Raw genomic sequence first — 20,388 nt, forward strand, 5'->3', positions numbered from 1 at the left:
GGGCAGTTCGGTGAAAGGTAAGGGGCATATCTGTAAGTTGGGCAACAGCCGAATTCGTCAGTTGTTGTACATGGCCAGTATGCAGGCCAAGAAAACCAATCCGGCCTGTGCTGCTTTGTATGATCGGTTGGTGGGGGCAGGTAAGCCCAAGCTGGTGGCTTTGATAGCGGTGGCGCATAAGTTAGTTCGTCAGTGTTTTGCCGTAGCCCGAAGTGGGGTAAACTTTGATCAAAAACTAGCCTTACCTCTTGTTTCGTAACACAGTTCATTCCGACGCAGGAGGAATCTTCGGATGAGTGAGAAAAAACTTTACTTATCCGAAGATTCCTCGTCCCTCGGAATGACAGAAAATTTAGATTACAATGTCCTTGGTCAACAGCCATTAGAAAACCCATGACGATTGACCAATAACATAAAATCAACTAAGCGAGTACCGGGCGGGGCTGGACTTCCCGGACTTCTATTTTACCCTGATAGGCCAGAATCGGGCAAGCTTTCGCCATTTCAACCGCTTCGTTCAGATCAGCAGCCTTTACCCGAATCGCGCTCACGACCCGAAACATTGCATCGGACAAATACCCCTGCGAAATCGTCCGACTAGGTCCCGAAATCACAACCCCAGGCTGGTTGATCAGGCTACTGCCGACAAACACGCCCTGTTCAGTCCATTGTTGAATTAACTTCGCCCAATCGGCGGAATTTTGCTTCTGCTGTTCTGGCGTCAACGTCTGCTGAAGGCCAAATTGCACTAAAAACACATATTCGTTCATGATCGTCATCGTTTTGTTTTGGCGACGCATCTCGCGTCTAACTTTGCAAAACTACCCTGACGATCGGCCCCGAAATTGTAAAAAATCACTGATTTACCAGTAGCGACCTGCTTTAAAAAACTGCTGTGGGGCCTGTCCGGCAAACGATTTGAAATCGTTGATAAAATGGGCCTGATCGAAGTAACCAGCCGCGTGAGCCGTCTCGGTCAGACTTATGCCGGGCGCGTATTGACTGATGATATGCCGGAAGCGAACAATTTCGGAAAACTGCTTGGGTGAGGTGCCCACCCTACGCCGAAACCGTTTTTCGAACGGATCGCGACTGATGGGTAAATCAGCCAGCAGCTCTTTTATGCGGATAGATCCATTGGTTTGCTGAATGGTCCGAATCGCATTTGAAACCAGGGGATCGGTTGCCACTCCATTCATTCGACGGATCAGAAAATTCTCTATAATGGACACCCGCTGTTGATTGGTGTTCGCTTCGGCCAGTTGTTCTTCCACATCCCGAATTATCTGCTGAGGAAACAACGAATCGAGCGACACGTTTAACCCAAATAGTTCGTGAATCGGATCACGTAGTAACGTAGCGGCTGCTCCTTCCTGAAAAATCACCAACAGATTAGCCGTTTCGCTGGCGTAGTTTACCAACCGGGTCGTGTTTCGGAGGCCCGTTATGGCCGATGTGGGCAATGTAGTTTCGGTTGTTTCGCCCGTATAACTCACTCCACCCCTATACCGAAAGGCCATGACCACCGACGTTGCGGGCAGGATTTTATTGACCATCCCCAGATCGCTTTCGATGATCATAAACCGCTTTACCAGATGGCTCAACTGGGCCGTGGGCAGAAATAGCTCGGTGTTCATGTCAGGAGATTGTATAAAACCAACTGCTCCTTCGGCAACAGATTTTGGAGCTATTTCATTCAAATAGGAAAGCGGTTCAAACGTAACCCGACTGAGTCATAATAGTTTTTCTGTCATCCCGACGCAGGAGGGATCTTCGGGTGAGTCGATAGAATAGTCAGCGTCGGGATGACAGAAAGCGATTGCAACAAACATAGAAAAACGTACGGGATTATCCTGAATCTCAGTCGATTGCCGACACCACCACATAATTGTCGTTTCGCGTGATGCCATAGAGAATAACCTTGTTTTTTACGCTTCGGTCGATAGCAAACGCCTGTCCTTCGCTCTGCGTCGGAATGGTTTTTACGTACTGCAGCGTGTGGCCACGTTCGGGGAGTTTGAGCACATAGAGTTCCGGTTTATCGTGCCCGGTGCAGTAAATAAAGCCATCCTTACTCCAGGTTCCACCCGACGTGCTGTAGGGCGAGAAGGCCTGTAACACATTCGCCGGAAACGCCCAAGCCTCCACCTGCTGCCAGCTTTCAGTAAATTTCACCAGCGTAGTCCAGCGATTATCACGCCCTTCGGCCATGGCTTTGTTCGAGTAATTGGCAAAAGCGACCCACCAGTATCCATTATGAAAATCAGCCCAGGTTACAGACCCTGGAAAAAGCCCGAAACTATGATTTCCGATGTGCTTCAGCGTGCGTGTATCGAAGATTTCGATTGAACTGGCCATCGGAATATCCGGGTAGTTGGAATGCGTACAATACAGTTTCTGTCCGATCACAACCCCACTGTTCATGTGCTTCAGTAACCCGGTCGTATCTTCCCAGGAAGCTACCTGTTTGCCATCGGCTTTCGCATGTTTGGTGAGTGAGTGGTTATTAATGACGTAGAAGTGCGTTTGATCAACGGCTACGCCCTGTTGCACCTGTTTGAGTTGGAACCGCTGAATTTCGGTTGCTTTCTGTGCCAGCGCGATTAATGGGGAGGTCAGATAGAGCAATATGCCCAGCAACGGATAAAATCGCATAGTTTTGGGATTCGATTGAAACGGCCGAAAGTTACGAGTCAGCCGCTACTTCTCTGCTTATGCCTACTACAAGTCCTAATGAATCCCTCCCACTTTCCATTCTCTATCAATCGGCCGATCTGGTGGCGATCAACAAACCGCATGGGTTATTGGTCCATCGGTCGCCCATGGCCAGCGATGCCAGTGAGTTTGCCGTCCAACTCCTTCGGGACCAACTAGGCCAGCGCGTTTACCCCGTACACCGATTAGACCGTAAAACCGGAGGTGTGCTACTGTTTGCCCTCACCGAAGCTATGAACTCACTTATGCAGCAGCAGTTTATGGGAAGTGACATTGAGAAAACCTACCTCGCCATCGTGCGCGGCTATACACCTGACGAACTAGTGATTGATTATGCCCTACGAAACGACGAAACGGGTGTAGTTCAGGACGCCGTGACTAACCTCAAAACCCTACAACGCACCGAAATCCCTTTGCCATTTGGTAAACACCCCACCTCCCGCTATTCGCTGGTCGAACTAACACCTACTACGGGTCGGATGCATCAACTCCGCAAGCATATGGCCCATATCCTCCACCCCATCATCGGCGATAGGCCACATGGCTGCAACAAGCAGAACAAGCTTTTTAAGGAGCAATTCGCCATGAACACCATGCTACTCCACGCCCAACAGCTTGAATTTACTCACCCCATCACATCAGATCGGATTACAATTTCAGCACCTTGGCAAACCGAATTTGAGCGAATATGGGGCGAGTTGTTCGGGAAGTGATAGTTAGATTTTATACTACTTTTTTCACGAATTCCCTTCTATTTAACATAACTAAGGTCATTCGGTGTACGCCCAAGATACGGCTAATTCCGCAGACCAATATTTTTTATCGAGCAGTTTACGAATCTCCTTTGCCAGTCAACTTAAGTCGCTTACATTTTCGTCATTTGAGACGACCAAGAATTATATTCTCTGATTCTTGCTGGGTGAGGATTTCTTTTGTTAGTTACGACATCAAGTTGAGTTAGATTTCAATCGCTAAACCCAAAAAGGCCAAGACATTCGGATTGGTGTTGTTAACTGGTTAAATCCTTTTTATTCCAAAACAATAAAATGAGATTTTTATCAGGAAATATTGACCTAAAAAATAAAATAGTACTTTTAAATTGTAGAGTAAGACGTAAGGATATATTGGTTAATTAAACGCTAATTATAGCGACTCAAGGAAACTTAACAAACTTATATCTATTTATTGTGAATACACAATTCTCAGCCGGCCCTCAAGCACTTGGATATTTATACCAAGCTCGTTATTCATTATTCACATTATTATCTGATGATCGTCAGGAAGCAGCTGTGATTATAGAAGGTCTTGACGATGTAGCTGTTGTTGGAGAAAGTCAGATTAAGCTAGAACAGCTAAAGCATCACATAAATAAATCGGCTACATTGACCAACTATAGTCCAGAACTATGGAAAACGATACGTGTATGGAGTAAATCGCTAGAAGAGGGCGATTGGCAACCTGAAGATGTTACATTAAATCTTATTACAACTGCTCAAGCTGAAAAGGGCTCAATAGCTACTTTGTTGAGGAGAGATAAGGATAGAGATGAGAAAGAGGCACACAATCTCATTTTAAAAATTGCGGATGAATCAAAGAACCAAGCACTAGCCCCAGCTTTCGCAGCCTTTAGAGGCTTGCGATCAACTCAACAGGAACGGCTGATTAGAGCAATTACGGTCGTAGATGCCTCACCAAGTATTCAGGATACGACCCCATTAATTAAGCAAAAACTCGGTATAGCAACAACACAAGATAATATTACTTCATTATACGAACGCTTGGAAGGTTGGTGGTTCTCTAAAGTTGTTACGCATTTGATAAATGGGTCAAACCAGCCAATCACGCAGTTCGAATTATACGAAAAAATTGTTTCTATAGCCGACCAACTTAAGCGTACTAGTTTACCTATTGATTATTTCGACGCTGAGCCACCTGATGAGTATTTTACCAGCAGTGATGGAATGCTTTTCGTCCATCAACTTAAGCAATTAAAACTGAACACGAAAAGGGTACGTAATGCCGTCCTAGATTATTATAGAGCCTTTGAGCAACGTTCGCGGTGGGCGCGCGAGAAATTATATATTGATGATGAGCTAATATTTTATGAAAAGCGTCTTGTTCAGGAATGGGAACGATATGTGGCGATTTTACAAGATGAAATAACTGAAAATGAATTCGAAAGCGATGATAATTGTATAACATTTGGCAAGCGAGTATTATCCTGGATGGAAACCAAAGAGTTACCAATCAGGTCTAGTATGCCCTTAGGGCATGAATACGTTACACGCGGGAGTTATCATATCTTGGCTGATATGTATCCTCCGCATGTTTACTGGCATCCGAAATTTTTAGATTATTTAGATAAAATATTAGCTTCTAAATAGCATGTTATCTTGGAGCGAACGTCCGGTTGAAATAGCCAACCTTTTTAATCCCGCATTTTGCGCTTTATTACTACGACAAGCCATTACCGAATACGAAAAAAAAGGCGGCAAAGGCCTCGACTATCCTTTGGTCTTTTTAATGCTCCCCCTGATATTACATAAGTTTTCGCGTGAGTTATTGCCTGCAACAACAAAGACCAAACTGCATACCTGGCTCCAAGACCACCAAGAAGTGCGGGTTGGCTTAGACCAAAGAATATCTTCATTAGCTAATTACACCAAAGAAGCCATCATATATGGATTACAATTTAAACTATTAGCTTTCGATGAAACTGGTGCCTTGACTGCTCCGAAACGTCGCTTACCTAAGTTTGATGCTGGTGATTCTGAAGCAGCCTCTTGTTTTGACAAAGCAGCAATGCTAGGACGCTGGTTTGTCAATGCTGGTAACACAGCCACTCTGCTATCTATGTGGGGAATTCGTCTATAAATCGAATTTTATATTTTAAATTAAAAAAGCCTTGCAAATAAAATCAATCCTTCTGTATAACCTAAAAGGTAATATACGCTCGCTTGACTTTAAAATAGGAGCTGTCAATATTATAACCGGAGAGTCTCGAACTGGAAAATCAGCCATCATTGATATTTTGGATTATTGCTTAGGGCGCTCAACTTTTAATGTGTTTGAGGGTGTTAATCGGGATGTCATATCTTGGTATGGAGTTGTATTGCAGCTTGGAGATAATCAAATTTTAATTGCCAAACCAGCACCGGAGGGCTTAGCAACAACCCAAAGTCAAGCTTATTGGGAAGAAGCACATAGTATTACTATTCCTCCTTTAAATCAGCTTGTTCCAAATACCAATGATGAAGGAGTTAACCAAAATCTATCAAGGCTACTAGGTATCTCTCCAAATCAAACAGTTGTAGCTGAAGGGCGGACAATGTCTTCTTTTCAAGCTACACTTGACCATACGAAGTACTATTTATTCCAAGATCAAGGCCTTGTGGCGAACAAAAAACTTTTATTCTGGCGTCAAGCCGAAGGTTATATAGCGCAGCATATTAAAGATACTATTCCTTATTTCTTGGGTGCGGTGCAGGAAAAACGCCTACAGTTAATTCAGCAATTGCGAGACAGTCGACGCCAGTTAAAACTTATTCAACAAGAAATTAAAGAATCAGAAGCGATTGTCAAAAATCAGAATGAAGGTGCGCGCAAACTACTTGAAGAGTCAAAAGCAATCGGTATATACGAAGGAGAGATAAATAACAATCTGTCAAATGACTCTCTTATAGAAGCGCTCAGACGTGTCTCCGAATGGACTCCCAATCAAACAATCGGAATAGTAGGTAGTCCAATAGAAACTGAGCGCCAGAAAGCTAAAGATATACGGCGTTCTTTTCGTCTTAAACAGGATGAAATACAAGAAACTTTAAATTATTTAAAACAGGCTGACGGCTTTGCCAATGAAGCCAATGAACAAGCTGCGCGATTAAGTGCTGTTAAAATTTTTGGAAATGGAAAGGTAAATTATGAACTGTGTCCATTATGTGAGTCGAAGTTAGAAACACCAACACCTTCTGTCCAAGCCGTTTTAGGAGCCTTTAATCGCATTCGTGCAAGTGTTGACAATATCCAACGGGAACGACCGCGTGTGGAAAATTACCTGGAAAAATTATATAATGAGTTGCAGGTCATACGCCAAGAAGCGCGAGTTGCTGAACAGCGCGTAAACGCATTAGTTCAAGAAGAAGAAGCCGCTATTCGTCTAGGTGAAATAAACGTTCAGGCTGCTCGAGTCTCCGGTCGAGTAAGCTTGTATCTAGAAAATTTGAAGACAATTGAGCCAAATTCTAATTTACAGGAACAAGCTAATAAACTAATACCTTTTATAAAGGACTTAGAAGAGCAACTTGATATAGAACAGGTAGATGAAATAATGGCTTCAATCCTAAATGTCATTGGTGCTCAGATGACATTACGCGCTACAAAGCTTCAACTTGAACACGCTAACGAATCACGTTATCGGCTTGATACTAAGAAGCTAACCGTTATCGCAGACTCACCAGACCGCCCAATTGGTATGGAGCGTATGGGAAGTGCAGAAAACTGGCTTGGATGTCATCTTATCACATTATTATCATTACATGAGTACTTTATCAAAAAAAACCGACCGGTGCCTAATTTTTTAGTACTTGATCAGCCCTCACAAGTCTATTTTCCATCCGAAGTGGCTTATAAATCTTTGGATGGAAAATCTCAAGATTTACAGCAAGCGGGGGCGGATGTACTTGCAGTACAACGAATGTTTAATTTACTTTTTGAAGTAACACAAGAATTACATCCTAACTTACAAGTAATTGTAATCGAACATGCTAATTTAAAAGATGATCGGTTTCAGAAAGCATTAGTAGAAGAGCCTTGGACCGACGGCAGAGCCCTTATTCCTCTAGATTGGCTTAATAAGTAATGCCATTAATCAAGCAATTTTTTAAGAGCATCCGGGTCGGGCAATACGTTACGAAGGTGGTCGGGCAGATCGGCACTAAGCTGGTAGGTTGCTACTCCCATTGGTGTGCTGTATCCCTGAAACGCATATTCGACAATAGCGTTTGACTTCTCTTTGCATAACAAGATGCCAATACTTGGATTCTCATGTGGCAGACGTACTAAATCGTTTAGTACATTGACATAAAAACTGAGTTGCCCAAGATATTCTGGTCTAAACTCACTGCGTTTCAATTCCACAGCCACCAGACATTGAAGTTGACGGTTGAAAAAGAGTAAATCCACAAAAAACTCCTGCTCATCAACTACCAAACGGTACTGATTGCCCACAAAGGAGAAGCCGGTACCCATTTTTAGAATAAACTCTCTGATACTCTGCACAATGCCTTTTTCAACGACCCGTTCGTCATCTTTTTCGACATTAATGAAGTCGAGCAGGTATTCGTCTTTAAAAGCCTGTAAAGCAGTTACCTTTAATGGCTCTGAAAGTGTCTGCTCGAAATTGTTAGGTAATTGACCCTGTTTTTGATACAATCGAGCTTTGATCTGCCAGTCAAGCATCTCATGTGTCCATTGGTTTGCAACGGCTTTATGCATATAAAAAAGCCGTTCCTCCAAGTCATGACAACGATTTAACAGGAGAATATGATGGGAGAAGCCTAAACAGACGAAAACCCTAAAATCCTGATCACTTAATTTGGCAGATGCCGTCTGCCAAATTGGTTCTGACTGATTATCTTCGATTGGCGCCTGACTATATGACGGATCGGCAATTAACTGGCTATAGGCTTCCGCAAACTGGCGCATATTTCTCAGATTACGATATGAAAATCCCCGTAATCCCGGTAACTGATTTTGTAAATCTGCCGATAGTTGCTCCAACACTTTTGTGCCCCACTTCTCAGCCGCAACTTTTTCAGACAACCGTTTGCCTACAGTAAAGTACAGCAATAACAATTCTCGGTTGACCAAGCGTGCTGCCCGGTAGCGACTTTGCAGAATCTGATTGCTTATGTCCTGCAATAAAGTCAGATATTGATCTGTTGCTTTTGGCTCTTTCATGGTAGGTGGGTTTATTTTGCTCTAGTATTTCTTGCAGCAAGTCTAAAAATAGAAAAACGGACTGATTATCAATAGATAAGCTAAATTCCTAATTTCGTTTCTATTTTTTTATTCAGTCAAATTCGATGTATTTTTATTCGCTAACCAGAATGTAGTTGAAGGTATTTGACATTCATTTGCGATAACCTGATGGTTATTACGCGCTGAAACTCTTCGAAATAATAATCGCCGATTGGGTAGAGACAATAAAGACCAGCACAACAGGCGTTACAGACACATCCTCGTTGGACTGGCTTAACGGATAGCTCGTCAGAACTTTCATCAGATGTCGAGTAGGATAGCCGCCTGATGCATAGAAGTAACCTACCAGAGCATCAAAGAAGTGTATTTGGCGGTGTTTGAAAATGCCTTCAATCTTAGCAAGAAGTGAATTGCTATTTTCGTTTGTAAAAAATCGGGTCTGCATTCAATATAAAATATCAATTAGCAATATAGAGAATCAATTGCGAATTGATAGCATTCACCGGGAGGTATAGCCCCGTGGCAAACTGAATTTGAACGGATGATGCAGACGTTATTTTCAATAAACTCTACTCCCCGCTCGGGCGTTTAATCCAGTCGGTGAGGGGGACGGGGGTGCCGAAGTTAGGGGTGCCATCGGGTTTCCAGGTGAAGGGTTGCATACGCATGGAGCGTTGATCACCACAGCCCTGGCCCGGTCCGGTGTTGGCGTGGTAAACAAGCCAGTTCTGCGACCCATCGGGCGTTGTGAAGAAACTGTTATGACCTACGCTATACGCACCATTGCCCCCATTGGGTCCGAAAACGGGGGTGGCGGATTTCGTCCAGGATTTTGTGTCAAGTAAGTTGGCGCTCGTGTCGGCGGATAGTTGCCCTAAGGCGTACAAATCCGTACCGCAGTAGCTGGCTGAGTAAATCAGAAAGACGTTTGCATTGTGCACTAAAAATTCGGGGCCTTCATTGACACCGAAACCCTGCTTCTCCCACGCATACTCGGGCGTCGATACACGTATGCGCGCTGTACTGCCGACGGTGTAGGGGTTGGTCAGGCTGGCCAGATAGAGGTTTTGTAAACCACCCAGATCGGTTTCCCAGCCCGACCAGGCCATATAGAGTTTTCCATTCAGTTGCAGAATAGTCCCGTCAATCGCCCATTTGTTATCGGGCAAATTGAGTTGTCCACGGTCTATCCAGGTACCCTGCGTGGGGTCGGCTGCGCTGTTTTCCAGAACAAACATCCGGTGGGTGGCATCCACACCATTGTTGTCGGCGGTGTAGTAGATGTACCATTTCCCGTTGATGAAATGCAGTTCAGGGGCCCAGACGTCGCGCGAATTGGGTCCGGTGGCAGGCGGTGTCCAGACGGTTACGGGCCTTGCCTGACTGAGTCGACTCATAGCCTGCGTCTTGTAAATACGAAGGCTGTTGCCCGTTGTGTGCATGACGTAATAAAATCCGTCTTTAAACGCCACCCATGGGTCGGGAGCCGACGTCAGCAATGGATTCTGGAATTTCCCGACCGTATCAACAGCCGTTACGGGCGGATTTGGCGTGGGCTTATCGGATGATTTACAGCCATACAGAACGACTAGGAGAAGAAACAGCGCAGTTTTCATCATTGAGTAGAAATTAGAATAGCGGCTCAAAGGCTGCTCTCTCAGGGTTATGCTATTTTGAACCGCGAGGACGCAAAGGCGCAAAGAATCAAACAGGCCTTGCGTCTTCGCGTCCTTGCGGTTCAATCAAACTATTAATAATTCGGATTCTGAACCAGATTGGGGTTCAGGTCGCGATCCAGTTGCGGAATGGGTAACAGTTCGCTTTTTCCTTTCACAAACGTGGAGAAGGCCGGGTCCCGGTTAGCGATTTGTGGTCCCAGGTCGCCCCAGCGGGCCAGATCGTTCCAGCGGGTACCTTCGCCCGAGAGTTCAGTAACGCGCTCGTGTTTCAGTTGAGTTAGAAACTGATCCTGGGTCAGACCGGGTTTGGCAACCGTAAGCGTAGGCAGTCCGGCCCGCTGACGTACCTGATCGACATAGGTATACGCCTGCGTCGTTTTGCCCGTAGCATTCAGCGCTTCGGCATACATCAGCAGTACGTCGGCATAGCGGATATAGCGCCAGTTGTTGGGCGACCGATAGCCCTCCTCATTTTTCCAGTGGTCGTTCTGAAACTTCCGAAACCAAACCCGTTTGTTGTCCCGGCCATAGCGCTGGGTGAAGGTCTGCCCGTAGATCATCGTAAAATCCGGTCCCCGAACGTCAGTCGAGTCGAAGAGGAATGAGGCTTCCAGACGAGGGTCGCGGGTACCTGCTGCCGTTTTTTCATAGAATTCGCGGGTAGGCCAGCGCTGCGCTTCGCCATCCGACCAGCCGATGCCACTGGGGCCGAAAAACTGCGCCACTGAGGTGCCATAGTTCTGGTTGGGGGTTTCGGTATCATCATCGGTGTACTCAGAGGGGTTCATCTGAAACTGCCACTCAAATACCGATTCTTTATTGTTCTCGGTCGTAATCAGGAAATTATCGCGGTAGTTAGGCATCAACGCATACACGCTTTTGCCGTCGCCTTCCACTAACCATTGCAACGGTGTCAGGGCTTCGGTGTATTTCCGTTGCTGCATTTGCGACCGAGCCAGCAAGGCATACGCGGCCCCTTTGGTAGCCCGGCCCAGATCAGCTGACCCATAAGTCGTCGGCAAGACGGCGGCTGCTTCGGTCAGGTCTTTTTCGATCTGCGCCCATACCTGCGCAATGGTGGCCGAGTTCGGTTTATCCCCTACAACGGGCGTTTGGAGCACCAGCGGCACATTGCCCCACAATGTAACCAGATGATAATAGAACATGGCCCGCATAAACTTGGCCTCGCCCAGATACCGATTTCGCAGGGTCGCATCCATCTGGATAGTCGGGACATTTTCGATCACCTGGTTGGCCCGGTTAATCCCAATGTAGTTATCGTTCCAGATGCTGTAGGCATTGCCGTAATTGTAGTCAGTGACCAGAAACTGGTCCATGTTGTTGACAATATCGGTAGCCGGACTCTGGCTGCGCCCCTCATCGGAGCGGATGATGTAATAAAACGGCAGCCAGCGCGAAATGCCGCCCCGGTGCGTGGTGCTGTAAACAGCGTTGACCCCTGCCAACGCATCATCGGCGGTTTTCCAGAACGACTGTGTGGTCACCTGATTAGGGTTCACAATGTCTAAACTGCGGTCGCAGCCGGTCAGCAGCCCTACGGCAACAATAGCCAGCGAAATGAATGTATGTTTCATGATTGGTTTCAGAACTAAATACGTTGCCATTAGAAATCACAGGTAAGCCCAATCGATGTTACGCGGGGCGATGGCCAGTGCCCATTATCGACACCCCGTTCCTGAATGTTTGCGCCCGTTACGTCAGGATCAAGCCCTTTATAGCCCGTGATCGTAAACAGGTTTTGACCACTGATGAATGCGCGGGCATTGCGTACCTTGATCTGGCTAAGGAAGGCCTTTGGAAGCGTGTATCCGATCTCGATGTTGCGCATCCGCACGTACGACGCATTCTCCAGCCAGCGATCAGTGTAGGCGAAATTGTTGGAGATAATCCCCTGATCGCCCGCTTCCAGACCCAGGCGAGGATCGCTGGTGTTCGTATTGCTTGTAGACCACGGGCTCACATCACTACGGAAGTTGGTTAACTGATAGGTATCCAGACTGCGCCGGACGTCGTTATACACCGTGTAGCCGAACACACCCGTCAATTGAACGTTCAGGCTAAACTGTCCATACGAGGCATTGAACTGCGCACCCGCCTGTAGCTTGGGCCAGGGCGACGACACAAATTGACGGTCGTCGTTCTGGGTGATCTGCCCATCGCCATTGGTGTCCACGTATTTAATATCGCCGGGTTTGGCAAACGGCTGAATCGGGTTTCCGTTGGGGCCTTTATAATTGTTGATCTCTTCCTGACTCTGGAAAATTCCGGCCGTTTTCAGTACATACCACTGCCCAACGGGTAAGCCCACCTGCGAGCGCGTGTTGCCGCTCTGGATATAATTGATGTTCTGCCCCTGGTTACCTACATTTTCGACCCGGTTTTTAATGGTCGTAAAGTTGCCCGATACATCCCACTTCACCTTGTGCTCGTTGTTGCGATAGGTAGCCGAAAACTCAACCCCTTTGTTGCGAATGGAGGCCGTATTGACGTATGGATTCCCACGCAGATTACCCAGATAGCCCGGTACAGCCAGATTCAGAATGGCATCGTTCGATAGTGAGTTGTAGATGTTGATTTCCGTCGTGATCCGGTTGTTCAGGAAACTGGCCGATATACCGTAGTTCTGCTGAATCCGTTCTTCCCAGCGCAAATCGGGGTTGGCTAGCTGAGCCTGATACGCACCCACGTTGGGGGTTTGATCAACGCCAAAAATGGCGCGGGGGTTACTGTTGATAAAGGCCGTATAAGGGAACGAGCCCAGCGTCGGCACGACAATACCCAGTTTCCCATACGACGCGTTCAGTTTCAGGTCGGATATCCAGTCGACATGAAAGAATTTCTCCTGACTGATGCGCCATGCACCCGCTATCGAGGGAAAGAAACCTGTTCGGTAGTTGGCTCCAAACCGTGAATCCTGGTCTACTCGCCCGGTAAGGGTCAGCAGATATTTGTCGTTGTAGGCGTAATTGACCCGGCCAATGTAGCCCAAGATGCGGTAGTCGTCGGGGGTACTCCCGGCTGAATTCGAGATACCTGTAGCGGCATTGATGGTGGTGAAATACTGACCACCCGCAAAACCCAGATTGGTTCGCGAGCCGGAGGTAATATCCCGACGGGTCGTTTGCTGGCTAATTCCCAATACACCGTTGATGCTGTGCAGGCCAAACGTTTTGTTGAAGTTCAGCGTATGTTCGAACAGCAGACTCAAATAACGCGACCGATCTTCACTGACCGAACTGGGCACCGGCGAAGCACTGTATTGATACGTACCCAACTTCCGCAAGTTCTGCGTGTAATCGAAGCTCACTTCCAGACCCGCATTGGCCCGGTAGGTCAGCCAGTCGGTCAACTTAATGTCCAGATAGGCATTGCCCACCATTTTGGCAAAATTGCTTTTGTTACTGGCCAGATTCCGAACGGCTACCGGATTATAAAAATAGGTTACCGCATCGGGGTTCGTACCAATCCCGTATCCGCCTGGATTACTCGCATTCACATAGCGCGGGTCCTGAACCGGAATCACGGGCAGCATACCGGCCATGTCGTAGATAGGATTACCCGCCGGGAAATTCTGGATGTTGGAGTTGGTCAGTACGGCATTTTCGCCGAACGTAAACCGCCCAATTTCACTGCGGGTGTTGATCCGTAAACTGGCCCGTTCGAAGCCACTACCCGTCACGTAGCCGGTATTATTGAAATAGCTTCCCGAAATCAAATACGTCCCCGTTTTGCTACCACCCGATAAGGTCAGGTTGTAGTCCTGAAGGCTACCCGTACGCAACACCTGATCCTGCCAGTCGGTGTTGATATTCGGGTTAAAGGTACCTGTCGCCACACTGGCGGGTGGTGTTTGGCCAGCATTTTGGTACTGTTGCCGCTGAAGAGCCGCAAAACCGGCCGCATCCGTCAGATTCCAGCGTTTGTACACCTGCTGAATGCCGTATTTTCCCGAAAATGAGACTTTTATCGGCCCTTCTTTTCCCTGTTTGGTCGTAATAATCACCACACCATTGGCCGCCCGTGAGCCGTAAATGGCCGCTGCCGACGCATCTTTCAGCACCTGAATGCTTTCAATATCGTCGGTATTGATGGTTGGGTTGGCATCAGCAATCATTCCGTCGATTACGTACAACGGATCGGTATTCAGGAAACTCGCTACCCCCCGAATCTGAATCGACGCCTGTTGTCCGGGTACACCGCTGTTCCGAACGGTTACACCCGGCGACAAGCCCTGAATCGACTCGGCCAGCGAATTGGCCGTTACTTTAGCCGCCTGGGTAGAACTGATGACATCGTTGGCCCCAGTCACATCGCGCTTTCGGACGGTCTGATACCCAATCACCACCACTTCGTTCAGGGTTCGGTCGTCGGGAACCAGTTTCACATTCACCACCGAATTGCTGCCAATCGGTACCACCTGCCGGGCATACCCCACGCTCGAAATGGTTACGGTCGTAGCGCCATCGCTAACGTTCAGGATAAAATTCCCCTCAGCATCCGAACTGGTGCCGTTGGTCGTGCCGGTTTCGATGATGTTAGCACCTGGTAAACCCTGGTTATTTTCGTCCGTAATCTGCCCCGTAATCCGCCGGACCTGCGGAGCTTCTTCAACGGCTGCGGTCGTCTCAGTCAGGTCGGCGACCGCTGTTTTTTGAGGTTCGGCCGGGAGTCCGGCTCCTACGTTTTTTACGGGTAATGCCTGAATCGCAATGAGCGTCGGGTTGACCTTTCGGTAACGTAGCCCCTGCGATTCCGACAGTTGTGCCAGTGCCTGATCGAGCGAAAGACCATCCAGATCGAGTTCTGATTGCCGGGTGGCCATTAATTGTTCATCGTAGGCAAAGTTGACGTTGAATCGTCGTTCCAGCTCGCTCAGGACTTTCTTGAGTGAACGGGTACGATGCGTCCGTTGGCTGGTCGGCCCATCGAGTACCGACGGCTGTTGGCGACTAGCTGCACTGGCGCTCAGAGGTTGGGCGCGGGTCAATAGCTGCGCAACGGAAGGTTGCGGCAACGTATAGGCGCCTACCAACAGCATCGAAAAGATAATATACTGATTTTTCATAAGTTATGCAGGGAAATCGGTCTTATCATATTCAGAAAATACAGGACGGAATCAGGGGTTATGGCGTAAACTGATGCGATCACCGTTGCGCTGTACCGAGAGATCAAATGTGAGCGAAAGGGTCGTCAGCAGCGTTTCGATGCTCTGGTTAGAAAGATTACCTGTAAACCGACGATTGGCCAGATCACTGTCTTCAAATACCACCTCCAGTCCGTAGGTGTCGTGCAACTGCTGGGCGATCTCACTAAGGGCCGTGTTATCAAACACAAACTGGTGCGCTACCCACGACGTGTGCAGTTGCGGTTTTTCGTCACGAACCTCTACTTTCTCGATGTTGGGCTGTATCGACGCAAACTGACCCGGTTTCATATCGATAACCCGCCCGGTACGCTCCGTTGGTTTGGTGAGTTGCACCCGCCCCTCTACCAGTGTAACCGCCGTGCTACCCCGTCGGGTATTGACATTGAATTGAGTGCCAAGCACCGTAATGTCCAGATTGGGTGTGTGGGTTACGAACTTAATGCGTCCATCGGGTGCCTGTTTTTTCGTAACCTTAAAAAAGCCTTCCCCATCGAGCCAGACCTCCCGGGGTTTGCTTTCGGCCCAACGATCACTGTAGGTAAGCGTCGAATTACCGTTCAGCAACACGGTTGATCCATCAGGAAGGGTTACGCTCCGATTTTCGCCAAAGGCCGTATGAATGCTCATCTGCTTCGGCTGTAGCTGGTAGTAAATGACCCCACCCGCTATCAGTAGGATACCCGTCAATGAAGCCGCTATCTGCCAGATGGCAGCCGGATAATTTGCCCGGAACCGCTGCCAGCGCGAGAGCGGTACCACAACGGCTTCCGTAAGCAGTTGGTCATCAAACGCCTGCTCCAGCACCTGCCAGATACGTTGCTGGCTGGCATCGGTCAGGTCGTCGTACTGCGCATTGAGGTGGAGTAACAATGAAGCCGCTTCATCGATCAGCGCCTGCTGTTCGGGGTGCCGAAGCATGTAGGTATGCCAGAACGTCATATTCTGCTCGTCGGGCTGAAACACCCATCGGCGGAACGCATCGTCGAGCACAAAATCGCGAAGGGTATAATTCTGGTAAGGCTGCGCCATGCGATGGTAATGGTCTTTTTACCACCAGAAGGAAGCGAGTCACGGAATTATCCCTCGGAAAGAGAAAATTTTTTAACAGGAAAATGATAGATAGGCCGAAGTCGCTAGTCATCAGCCAGTAGTACTTTCTCAATTTGAAAACTTACTAACGACCAATGACTGCCACCAGCAACACCAACAGATCGGCGGGCATCCGTTTCTGGAGGGAGGCAATGGCCTTGTAGATGACTTTGTAGGCCGATGTGGTTTCGATACCCATAATACCGGCAATCTCTTCGTAGCTGAGGTTATCGAAAAACTTCAGAAACAACGCTTCTTTTTGCCGGGCAGGCAGGTGATTCAATTCACGCAGCACGGCCTCGGATTGCTCGCGGCTGATCTGCGAATCGAGCCAGGTAGGTTCGTAGTGGAATTCAACTTTAAAATCGATTTCGTCTTCGTGGCCCGACTGAAATCGGTGACGTTCGTTCAGTTTCCGAACCAGGTCGCGCCGGAGCGAGCGCATGAGATAAAACTTAATGGAGTCGGTATGGCCAAGCCGTTCACGCGTTTCCAGAATGGTCAGGAACAGGTCCTGCAGGCAATCTTCGGTCAGTTGACGGTCCTGGGCAATTTTATAACCGTAATTGTACAGCACTCGGGCGTACTTTTCGTACATAAACGAATAGGCGGCTTTACTGCCCTGCAGAAAGTCGTCCCAAAGCTGGGCATCTGTCGCCTGATCGTAGTTGAGTCCCAAATTCACTATCCCTATATCCGAACGGATACTTAAAGCTAGGCAATTTCGGGCATACCTCCCGTGCTTTTCTACCAGTATTTCTTAGCAAACTACTATTGTAGTACCCCAAAACGTATCAACAAAGCCTTATTTCAGCTTTTCGTTGTTTAGGTGCCGGGTGGCATCCCGAATGTTCTTTTTGTCCAGATTTTTCTGAAAGGCTTCGGTGAGGTCGATGCCTGTCTGGTTAGCGAGACAGATCAGCACCCACAACACATCAGCCATTTCGTCGCCCAGATCTTTCTGCTTATCCGACTCCTTTTCTGATTGCTCGCCATACCGACGGGCGATGATCCGGGCCACCTCGCCCACCTCTTCGGTCAGCATAGCCATATTGGTCAGTTCGTTGAAATACCGAACGCCAACGGTTTTAATCCATTCGTCGACGGTTGTTTGCGCGTCTTTAATCGTCATAGTAGGTAAGTCAAAGGAAATACATTAGGTTATTTTTTGTCATGCTGACGAAGCCGGGCGGCCGGTGCCGAAGCATCTTCGGGAACCGAGATGAGTGCTGTCAGCGAAGATGCTTCGGCACCGGCCGCCCGGCTTCGTCAGCATGACAAAAGTGCCAATGTAAACCCTCTACACTGTTTACGTCTTAGTAAGTTAAAGATATTAGACAGAGGTTTTAGAGATACGCTGAATACTCCGTGCATCTCTGTGCAATACTGTTTTGGCCTTTATTTTTCTGGCACAAACGTCAGCGAACTGAACTGGCTTTCATCAAAGGCTTCCTGTGCTAGCGTCTGAAGTTGTTCGGACGTAACGGCGTTGATGTCGTTGAAAATATCGGTCAGGGCTTCCACCCGATCAATATCCAGCAGGCTTTTGGCCATCATGAGCATGAAGCTATTGTTACTTTCTTCGGCCATGGCCAGTTGCCCAATCAGTTGCTCTTTCGTCTGATGAAGCTGTAAGGTCGTCAGCGGTTGCTCACGAAGACGTTTCAGCTCTTTCATGATCAGCATATGCGCTTTGTCTACTTTTTTCGGATCAGTACCAAAGTAGATTCCCAGAAAACCCGTGTCCAGATATGGTGTATACGTCGCATCAATGGAGTATACCAGCCCATATTTTTCCCGCAGGTTCAGGTTCAGGCGCGAATTCATGCCCGGCCCACCCAATAGGTTAATCAGCATAAAGAATGGTAGCCGCCGAGGGTCGGCCAGCCCATAGGCCGGACGCCCTAAGGCACATTGTGCCTGGGTTATCGGCCGCTCTACACGGGTCTGACGAGGCACATAGCCAGTTGGGGTTTTCCGCTGACGGGTCGAATGCTGGGCGGGCACGTCGTGGAAATATTTTTCGGCCACTTTCACCACCTGCTTAAACGGCAACTTACTCACCGACGAAAACACAATCCGGCTGGTGTCGTAATTTTCGGCAATAAATTGCTGGAGATCTTCCCGACGAAACGACTCTACCGTTTCGGTCGTACCCAGAATGTTGCCGCCCAGCGCGTGATTCGGGAACACGAGTTCGTCGAAATCGTCCTGAATAGCATCTTCGGGCGAATCGTAATACATCGCCATTTCTTCCAGAATCACCCCGCGTTCGCGTTCGATCTGTTTCTCCGGAAAAACGGAGTGAAACGTTATATCGGCCAGCAGTTCGGCCGCTTTCTCGAAGTGGGCATCCAGTACCGACGCATGAAAACAGACTTTTTCTTTGGTGGTGTACGCATTTAGTTCACCGCCCACCGTCTCCAGACGCGTAATGATGTGGTACGATTTTCGTTTCTCCGTACCTTTGAAGGCCATATGTTCCCAGAAATGGGCAAGGCCCTGCTGGTGGGGTTGCTCGTCGCGGCTTCCGATGTCGAGCATAATACCACAATGAGCTATCTGCGTATGCGGTATTTGTTTGTGCGCAATCCGAATTCCGTTGGGCAGAGTATAAACCTGGTAATCTTCCATTCTAAAATTTTTACGCCCTAAGCGTACTAATGATAACCGCAACAAGTCCACCCCGGTTCCTGATTATTCAAACCGCTTTTATCGGCGATGTGATTCTGGCAACCGCTTTGTTCGAACAACTCCACACGGCTTACCCCGATGCCGTACTGGATGTGCTTGTACGTAAAGGCAATGAGACGCTTCTGGCCCACCATCCTTTTTTGAATGAGGTGCTGGTCTGGCATAAAAAGGGCACCAAATATCAGGATTTATGGCGACTCTTGCGTACTATTCGGGCCAGGAAATATGATGCGGTTCTGAATCTGCAACGCTATGGAACGATGGGTTTACTAACCACGCTGGCGGGCGCAGGCATTACCATAGGCTTTGACAAAAATCCATTTTCCCGCTTTTTCACCTATCAGATCGAACATCGGTTTGAGCCAGGCACGCACGAAGTAGATCGCAACACGGGCTTACTGAAAGCCCTTCAATCCGTTCCTGATTTTCAGCCTCAGCCATTAAGCCGCCAGGCTACAGCCCGCCCAAAACTATACCCATCGCAGGCTGATTACGACGCAGTATACACGTATCAGTCCAGACCGTATGTATGTATGGCTCCCATGTCGGTCTGGTTCACGAAGCAATATCCGTCCGAACGGTGGGTTGAATTAATCAAGGCGCTACCCAATGACCTGACCGTTTACTTACTGGGCGCCCCTACGGATGTCCATGCCTGCGATGCCATCCGGGCCTTATCGGGTAGCACAAAAAATGTTGTGAATCTGGCGGGGAAACTAAGTTTACTGCAATCGGCAGCGTTGCAGCAGGGGGCTGTAATGAATTATGTAAACGATTCGGCTCCGTTGCACCTTTGCTCGGCAATGAATGCCCCAACGACAGCCATCTTCTGCTCGACCGTACCTCAGTTCGGCTTTGGCCCGCTGGCCGATGTATCGAGAGTAGTTCAAACGCCGGAGCGCCTGGAATGCAAGCCCTGTAATCTACATGGCCGAACCGCCTGTCCGTTAGGGCATTTTCGCTGTGCCTGGGGTATTCAGCTCGATGAGCTGGCGAGGCTAGGCTAACTTATTCTCGTTCACCGCCAGGACGCGAAGGCGCAAAGAATAGGTCATTGATATGGCC

At 48.2% G+C, this 20,388-nt stretch carries 18 protein-coding genes; 6 read left to right on the top strand and 12 right to left on the bottom strand.

Translation table 11 applies throughout. From position 1 onward, the window contains the following. On the top strand, positions 1 to 259 hold a 259-nt coding region (locus tag B153_RS0129445), incomplete at its 5' end, for a transposase (RefSeq protein ID WP_026262547.1). 163 nt (positions 260 to 422) lie between these two features. Here B153_RS0129445 and B153_RS0129450 read toward each other — a convergent pair. The 3 genes from B153_RS0129450 to B153_RS0129460 form a co-directional block, all read right to left on the bottom strand. Then, positions 423 to 770, bottom strand: coding sequence for a YciI family protein (locus B153_RS0129450; RefSeq protein WP_157634965.1), 348 nt, complete (start codon positions 768 to 770; stop codon positions 423 to 425). A gap of 93 nt (positions 771 to 863) precedes the next feature. After that, a complete protein-coding gene (locus B153_RS0129455; protein ID WP_020600343.1) occupies positions 864 to 1,637 on the bottom strand; it encodes a helix-turn-helix domain-containing protein in 774 nt (257 codons plus the stop codon). Positions 1,638 to 1,860: 223 nt separating this feature from the next. Then, positions 1,861 to 2,655, bottom strand: coding sequence for a hypothetical protein (locus B153_RS0129460; protein WP_020600344.1), 795 nt, complete (start codon positions 2,653 to 2,655; stop codon positions 1,861 to 1,863). A 59-nt stretch (positions 2,656 to 2,714) separates the two neighbouring features. Between B153_RS0129460 and B153_RS0129465 the strand changes: the two genes are divergently transcribed. The 4 genes from B153_RS0129465 (at position 2,715) to B153_RS0129480 (ending at position 7,573) form a co-directional block, all read left to right on the top strand. Beyond that, positions 2,715 to 3,428: a pseudouridine synthase gene (locus B153_RS0129465; protein WP_020600345.1), complete on the top strand. Its 714-nt coding sequence runs from the start codon at positions 2,715 to 2,717 to the stop codon at positions 3,426 to 3,428. A 474-nt stretch (positions 3,429 to 3,902) separates the two neighbouring features. Continuing rightward, a complete protein-coding gene (locus tag B153_RS0129470) occupies positions 3,903 to 5,099 on the top strand; it encodes an ABC-three component system protein (RefSeq protein ID WP_020600346.1) in 1,197 nt (398 codons plus the stop codon). 1 nt (position 5,100) lies between these two features. Beyond that, entirely contained in the window at positions 5,101 to 5,589 is a 489-nt protein-coding gene (locus B153_RS0129475) for a three component ABC system middle component (protein ID WP_020600347.1), read from the top strand. A gap of 31 nt (positions 5,590 to 5,620) precedes the next feature. After that, complete coding sequence (locus B153_RS0129480) at positions 5,621 to 7,573, top strand: DUF3732 domain-containing protein (RefSeq protein WP_020600348.1); 1,953 nt, start codon at positions 5,621 to 5,623, stop codon at positions 7,571 to 7,573. Between the two features lie 5 nt (positions 7,574 to 7,578). Here the strand turns inward: B153_RS0129480 and B153_RS0129485 are convergent, their stop codons facing one another. The 9 genes from B153_RS0129485 to B153_RS0129525 all read right to left on the bottom strand — a co-directional run bounded on the left by B153_RS0129485 (position 7,579) and on the right by B153_RS0129525 (position 19,263). Further along, on the bottom strand, positions 7,579 to 8,673 hold the full coding sequence (locus B153_RS0129485; protein WP_020600349.1) for a PDDEXK nuclease domain-containing protein: 1,095 nt from the start codon (positions 8,671 to 8,673) through the stop codon (positions 7,579 to 7,581). A 196-nt stretch (positions 8,674 to 8,869) separates the two neighbouring features. Then, positions 8,870 to 8,995 carry a hypothetical protein gene (locus tag B153_RS38755; protein WP_281167772.1) on the bottom strand — a complete coding sequence of 42 codons (126 nt, stop codon included), beginning with the start codon at positions 8,993 to 8,995 and terminating at the stop codon, positions 8,870 to 8,872. 268 nt (positions 8,996 to 9,263) lie between these two features. Further along, entirely contained in the window at positions 9,264 to 10,313 is a 1,050-nt protein-coding gene (locus tag B153_RS0129495; protein ID WP_020600351.1) for a glycoside hydrolase family 43 protein, read from the bottom strand. A 131-nt stretch (positions 10,314 to 10,444) separates the two neighbouring features. Next, positions 10,445 to 11,968: a RagB/SusD family nutrient uptake outer membrane protein gene (locus B153_RS0129500; RefSeq protein WP_026262549.1), complete on the bottom strand. Its 1,524-nt coding sequence runs from the start codon at positions 11,966 to 11,968 to the stop codon at positions 10,445 to 10,447. Positions 11,969 to 11,997: 29 nt separating this feature from the next. Then, positions 11,998 to 15,459 carry a SusC/RagA family TonB-linked outer membrane protein gene (locus tag B153_RS0129505; RefSeq protein ID WP_020600353.1) on the bottom strand — a complete coding sequence of 1,154 codons (3,462 nt, stop codon included), beginning with the start codon at positions 15,457 to 15,459 and terminating at the stop codon, positions 11,998 to 12,000. A 51-nt stretch (positions 15,460 to 15,510) separates the two neighbouring features. After that, entirely contained in the window at positions 15,511 to 16,569 is a 1,059-nt protein-coding gene (locus tag B153_RS0129510) for a FecR family protein (RefSeq protein ID WP_020600354.1), read from the bottom strand. 145 nt (positions 16,570 to 16,714) lie between these two features. Continuing rightward, positions 16,715 to 17,314, bottom strand: coding sequence for an RNA polymerase sigma factor (locus B153_RS0129515; protein ID WP_020600355.1), 600 nt, complete (start codon positions 17,312 to 17,314; stop codon positions 16,715 to 16,717). Positions 17,315 to 17,434: 120 nt separating this feature from the next. Continuing rightward, positions 17,435 to 17,761 (bottom strand): nucleotide pyrophosphohydrolase, encoded by a 327-nt coding sequence (locus B153_RS0129520; RefSeq protein WP_020600356.1) that lies wholly within the window; start codon positions 17,759 to 17,761, stop codon positions 17,435 to 17,437. A gap of 266 nt (positions 17,762 to 18,027) precedes the next feature. Beyond that, complete coding sequence (locus tag B153_RS0129525) at positions 18,028 to 19,263, bottom strand: M16 family metallopeptidase (protein WP_020600357.1); 1,236 nt, start codon at positions 19,261 to 19,263, stop codon at positions 18,028 to 18,030. A gap of 29 nt (positions 19,264 to 19,292) precedes the next feature. On the opposite strand from B153_RS0129525, the gene B153_RS0129530 reads away from it, so the two are divergent. Continuing rightward, complete coding sequence (locus tag B153_RS0129530; RefSeq protein WP_020600358.1) at positions 19,293 to 20,330, top strand: glycosyltransferase family 9 protein; 1,038 nt, start codon at positions 19,293 to 19,295, stop codon at positions 20,328 to 20,330. The last annotated feature ends 58 nt before the right edge of the window (positions 20,331 to 20,388 follow it).

The organism is Spirosoma panaciterrae DSM 21099 (genome assembly GCF_000374025.1).
Lineage (GTDB): Bacteria > Bacteroidota > Bacteroidia > Cytophagales > Spirosomataceae > Spirosoma > Spirosoma panaciterrae.

Excerpts from the sequence above, each read along its gene's own strand:
- B153_RS0129520 (WP_020600356.1), bottom strand. The coding sequence starts at position 17,761 with ATGACGATTAAAGACGCGCAAACAACCGTCGACGAATGGATTAAAACC.
- B153_RS0129530 (WP_020600358.1), top strand. The coding sequence starts at position 19,293 with ATGATAACCGCAACAAGTCCACCCCGGTTCCTGATTATTCAAACCGCT.
- B153_RS0129450 (WP_157634965.1), bottom strand. The coding sequence starts at position 770 with ATGAACGAATATGTGTTTTTAGTGCAATTTGGCCTTCAGCAGACGTTG.
- B153_RS0129495 (WP_020600351.1), bottom strand. The coding sequence starts at position 10,313 with ATGATGAAAACTGCGCTGTTTCTTCTCCTAGTCGTTCTGTATGGCTGT.
- B153_RS0129475 (WP_020600347.1), top strand. The coding sequence starts at position 5,101 with ATGTTATCTTGGAGCGAACGTCCGGTTGAAATAGCCAACCTTTTTAAT.
- B153_RS0129455 (WP_020600343.1), bottom strand. The coding sequence starts at position 1,637 with ATGAACACCGAGCTATTTCTGCCCACGGCCCAGTTGAGCCATCTGGTA.
- B153_RS0129505 (WP_020600353.1), bottom strand. The coding sequence starts at position 15,459 with ATGAAAAATCAGTATATTATCTTTTCGATGCTGTTGGTAGGCGCCTAT.
- B153_RS0129525 (WP_020600357.1), bottom strand. The coding sequence starts at position 19,263 with ATGGAAGATTACCAGGTTTATACTCTGCCCAACGGAATTCGGATTGCG.
- B153_RS0129500 (WP_026262549.1), bottom strand. The coding sequence starts at position 11,968 with ATGAAACATACATTCATTTCGCTGGCTATTGTTGCCGTAGGGCTGCTG.
- B153_RS0129485 (WP_020600349.1), bottom strand. The coding sequence starts at position 8,673 with ATGAAAGAGCCAAAAGCAACAGATCAATATCTGACTTTATTGCAGGAC.
- B153_RS0129465 (WP_020600345.1), top strand. The coding sequence starts at position 2,715 with ATGCCTACTACAAGTCCTAATGAATCCCTCCCACTTTCCATTCTCTAT.
- B153_RS0129510 (WP_020600354.1), bottom strand. The coding sequence starts at position 16,569 with ATGGCGCAGCCTTACCAGAATTATACCCTTCGCGATTTTGTGCTCGAC.
- B153_RS0129460 (WP_020600344.1), bottom strand. The coding sequence starts at position 2,655 with ATGCGATTTTATCCGTTGCTGGGCATATTGCTCTATCTGACCTCCCCA.
- B153_RS38755 (WP_281167772.1), bottom strand. The coding sequence starts at position 8,995 with ATGAAAGTTCTGACGAGCTATCCGTTAAGCCAGTCCAACGAGGATGTG.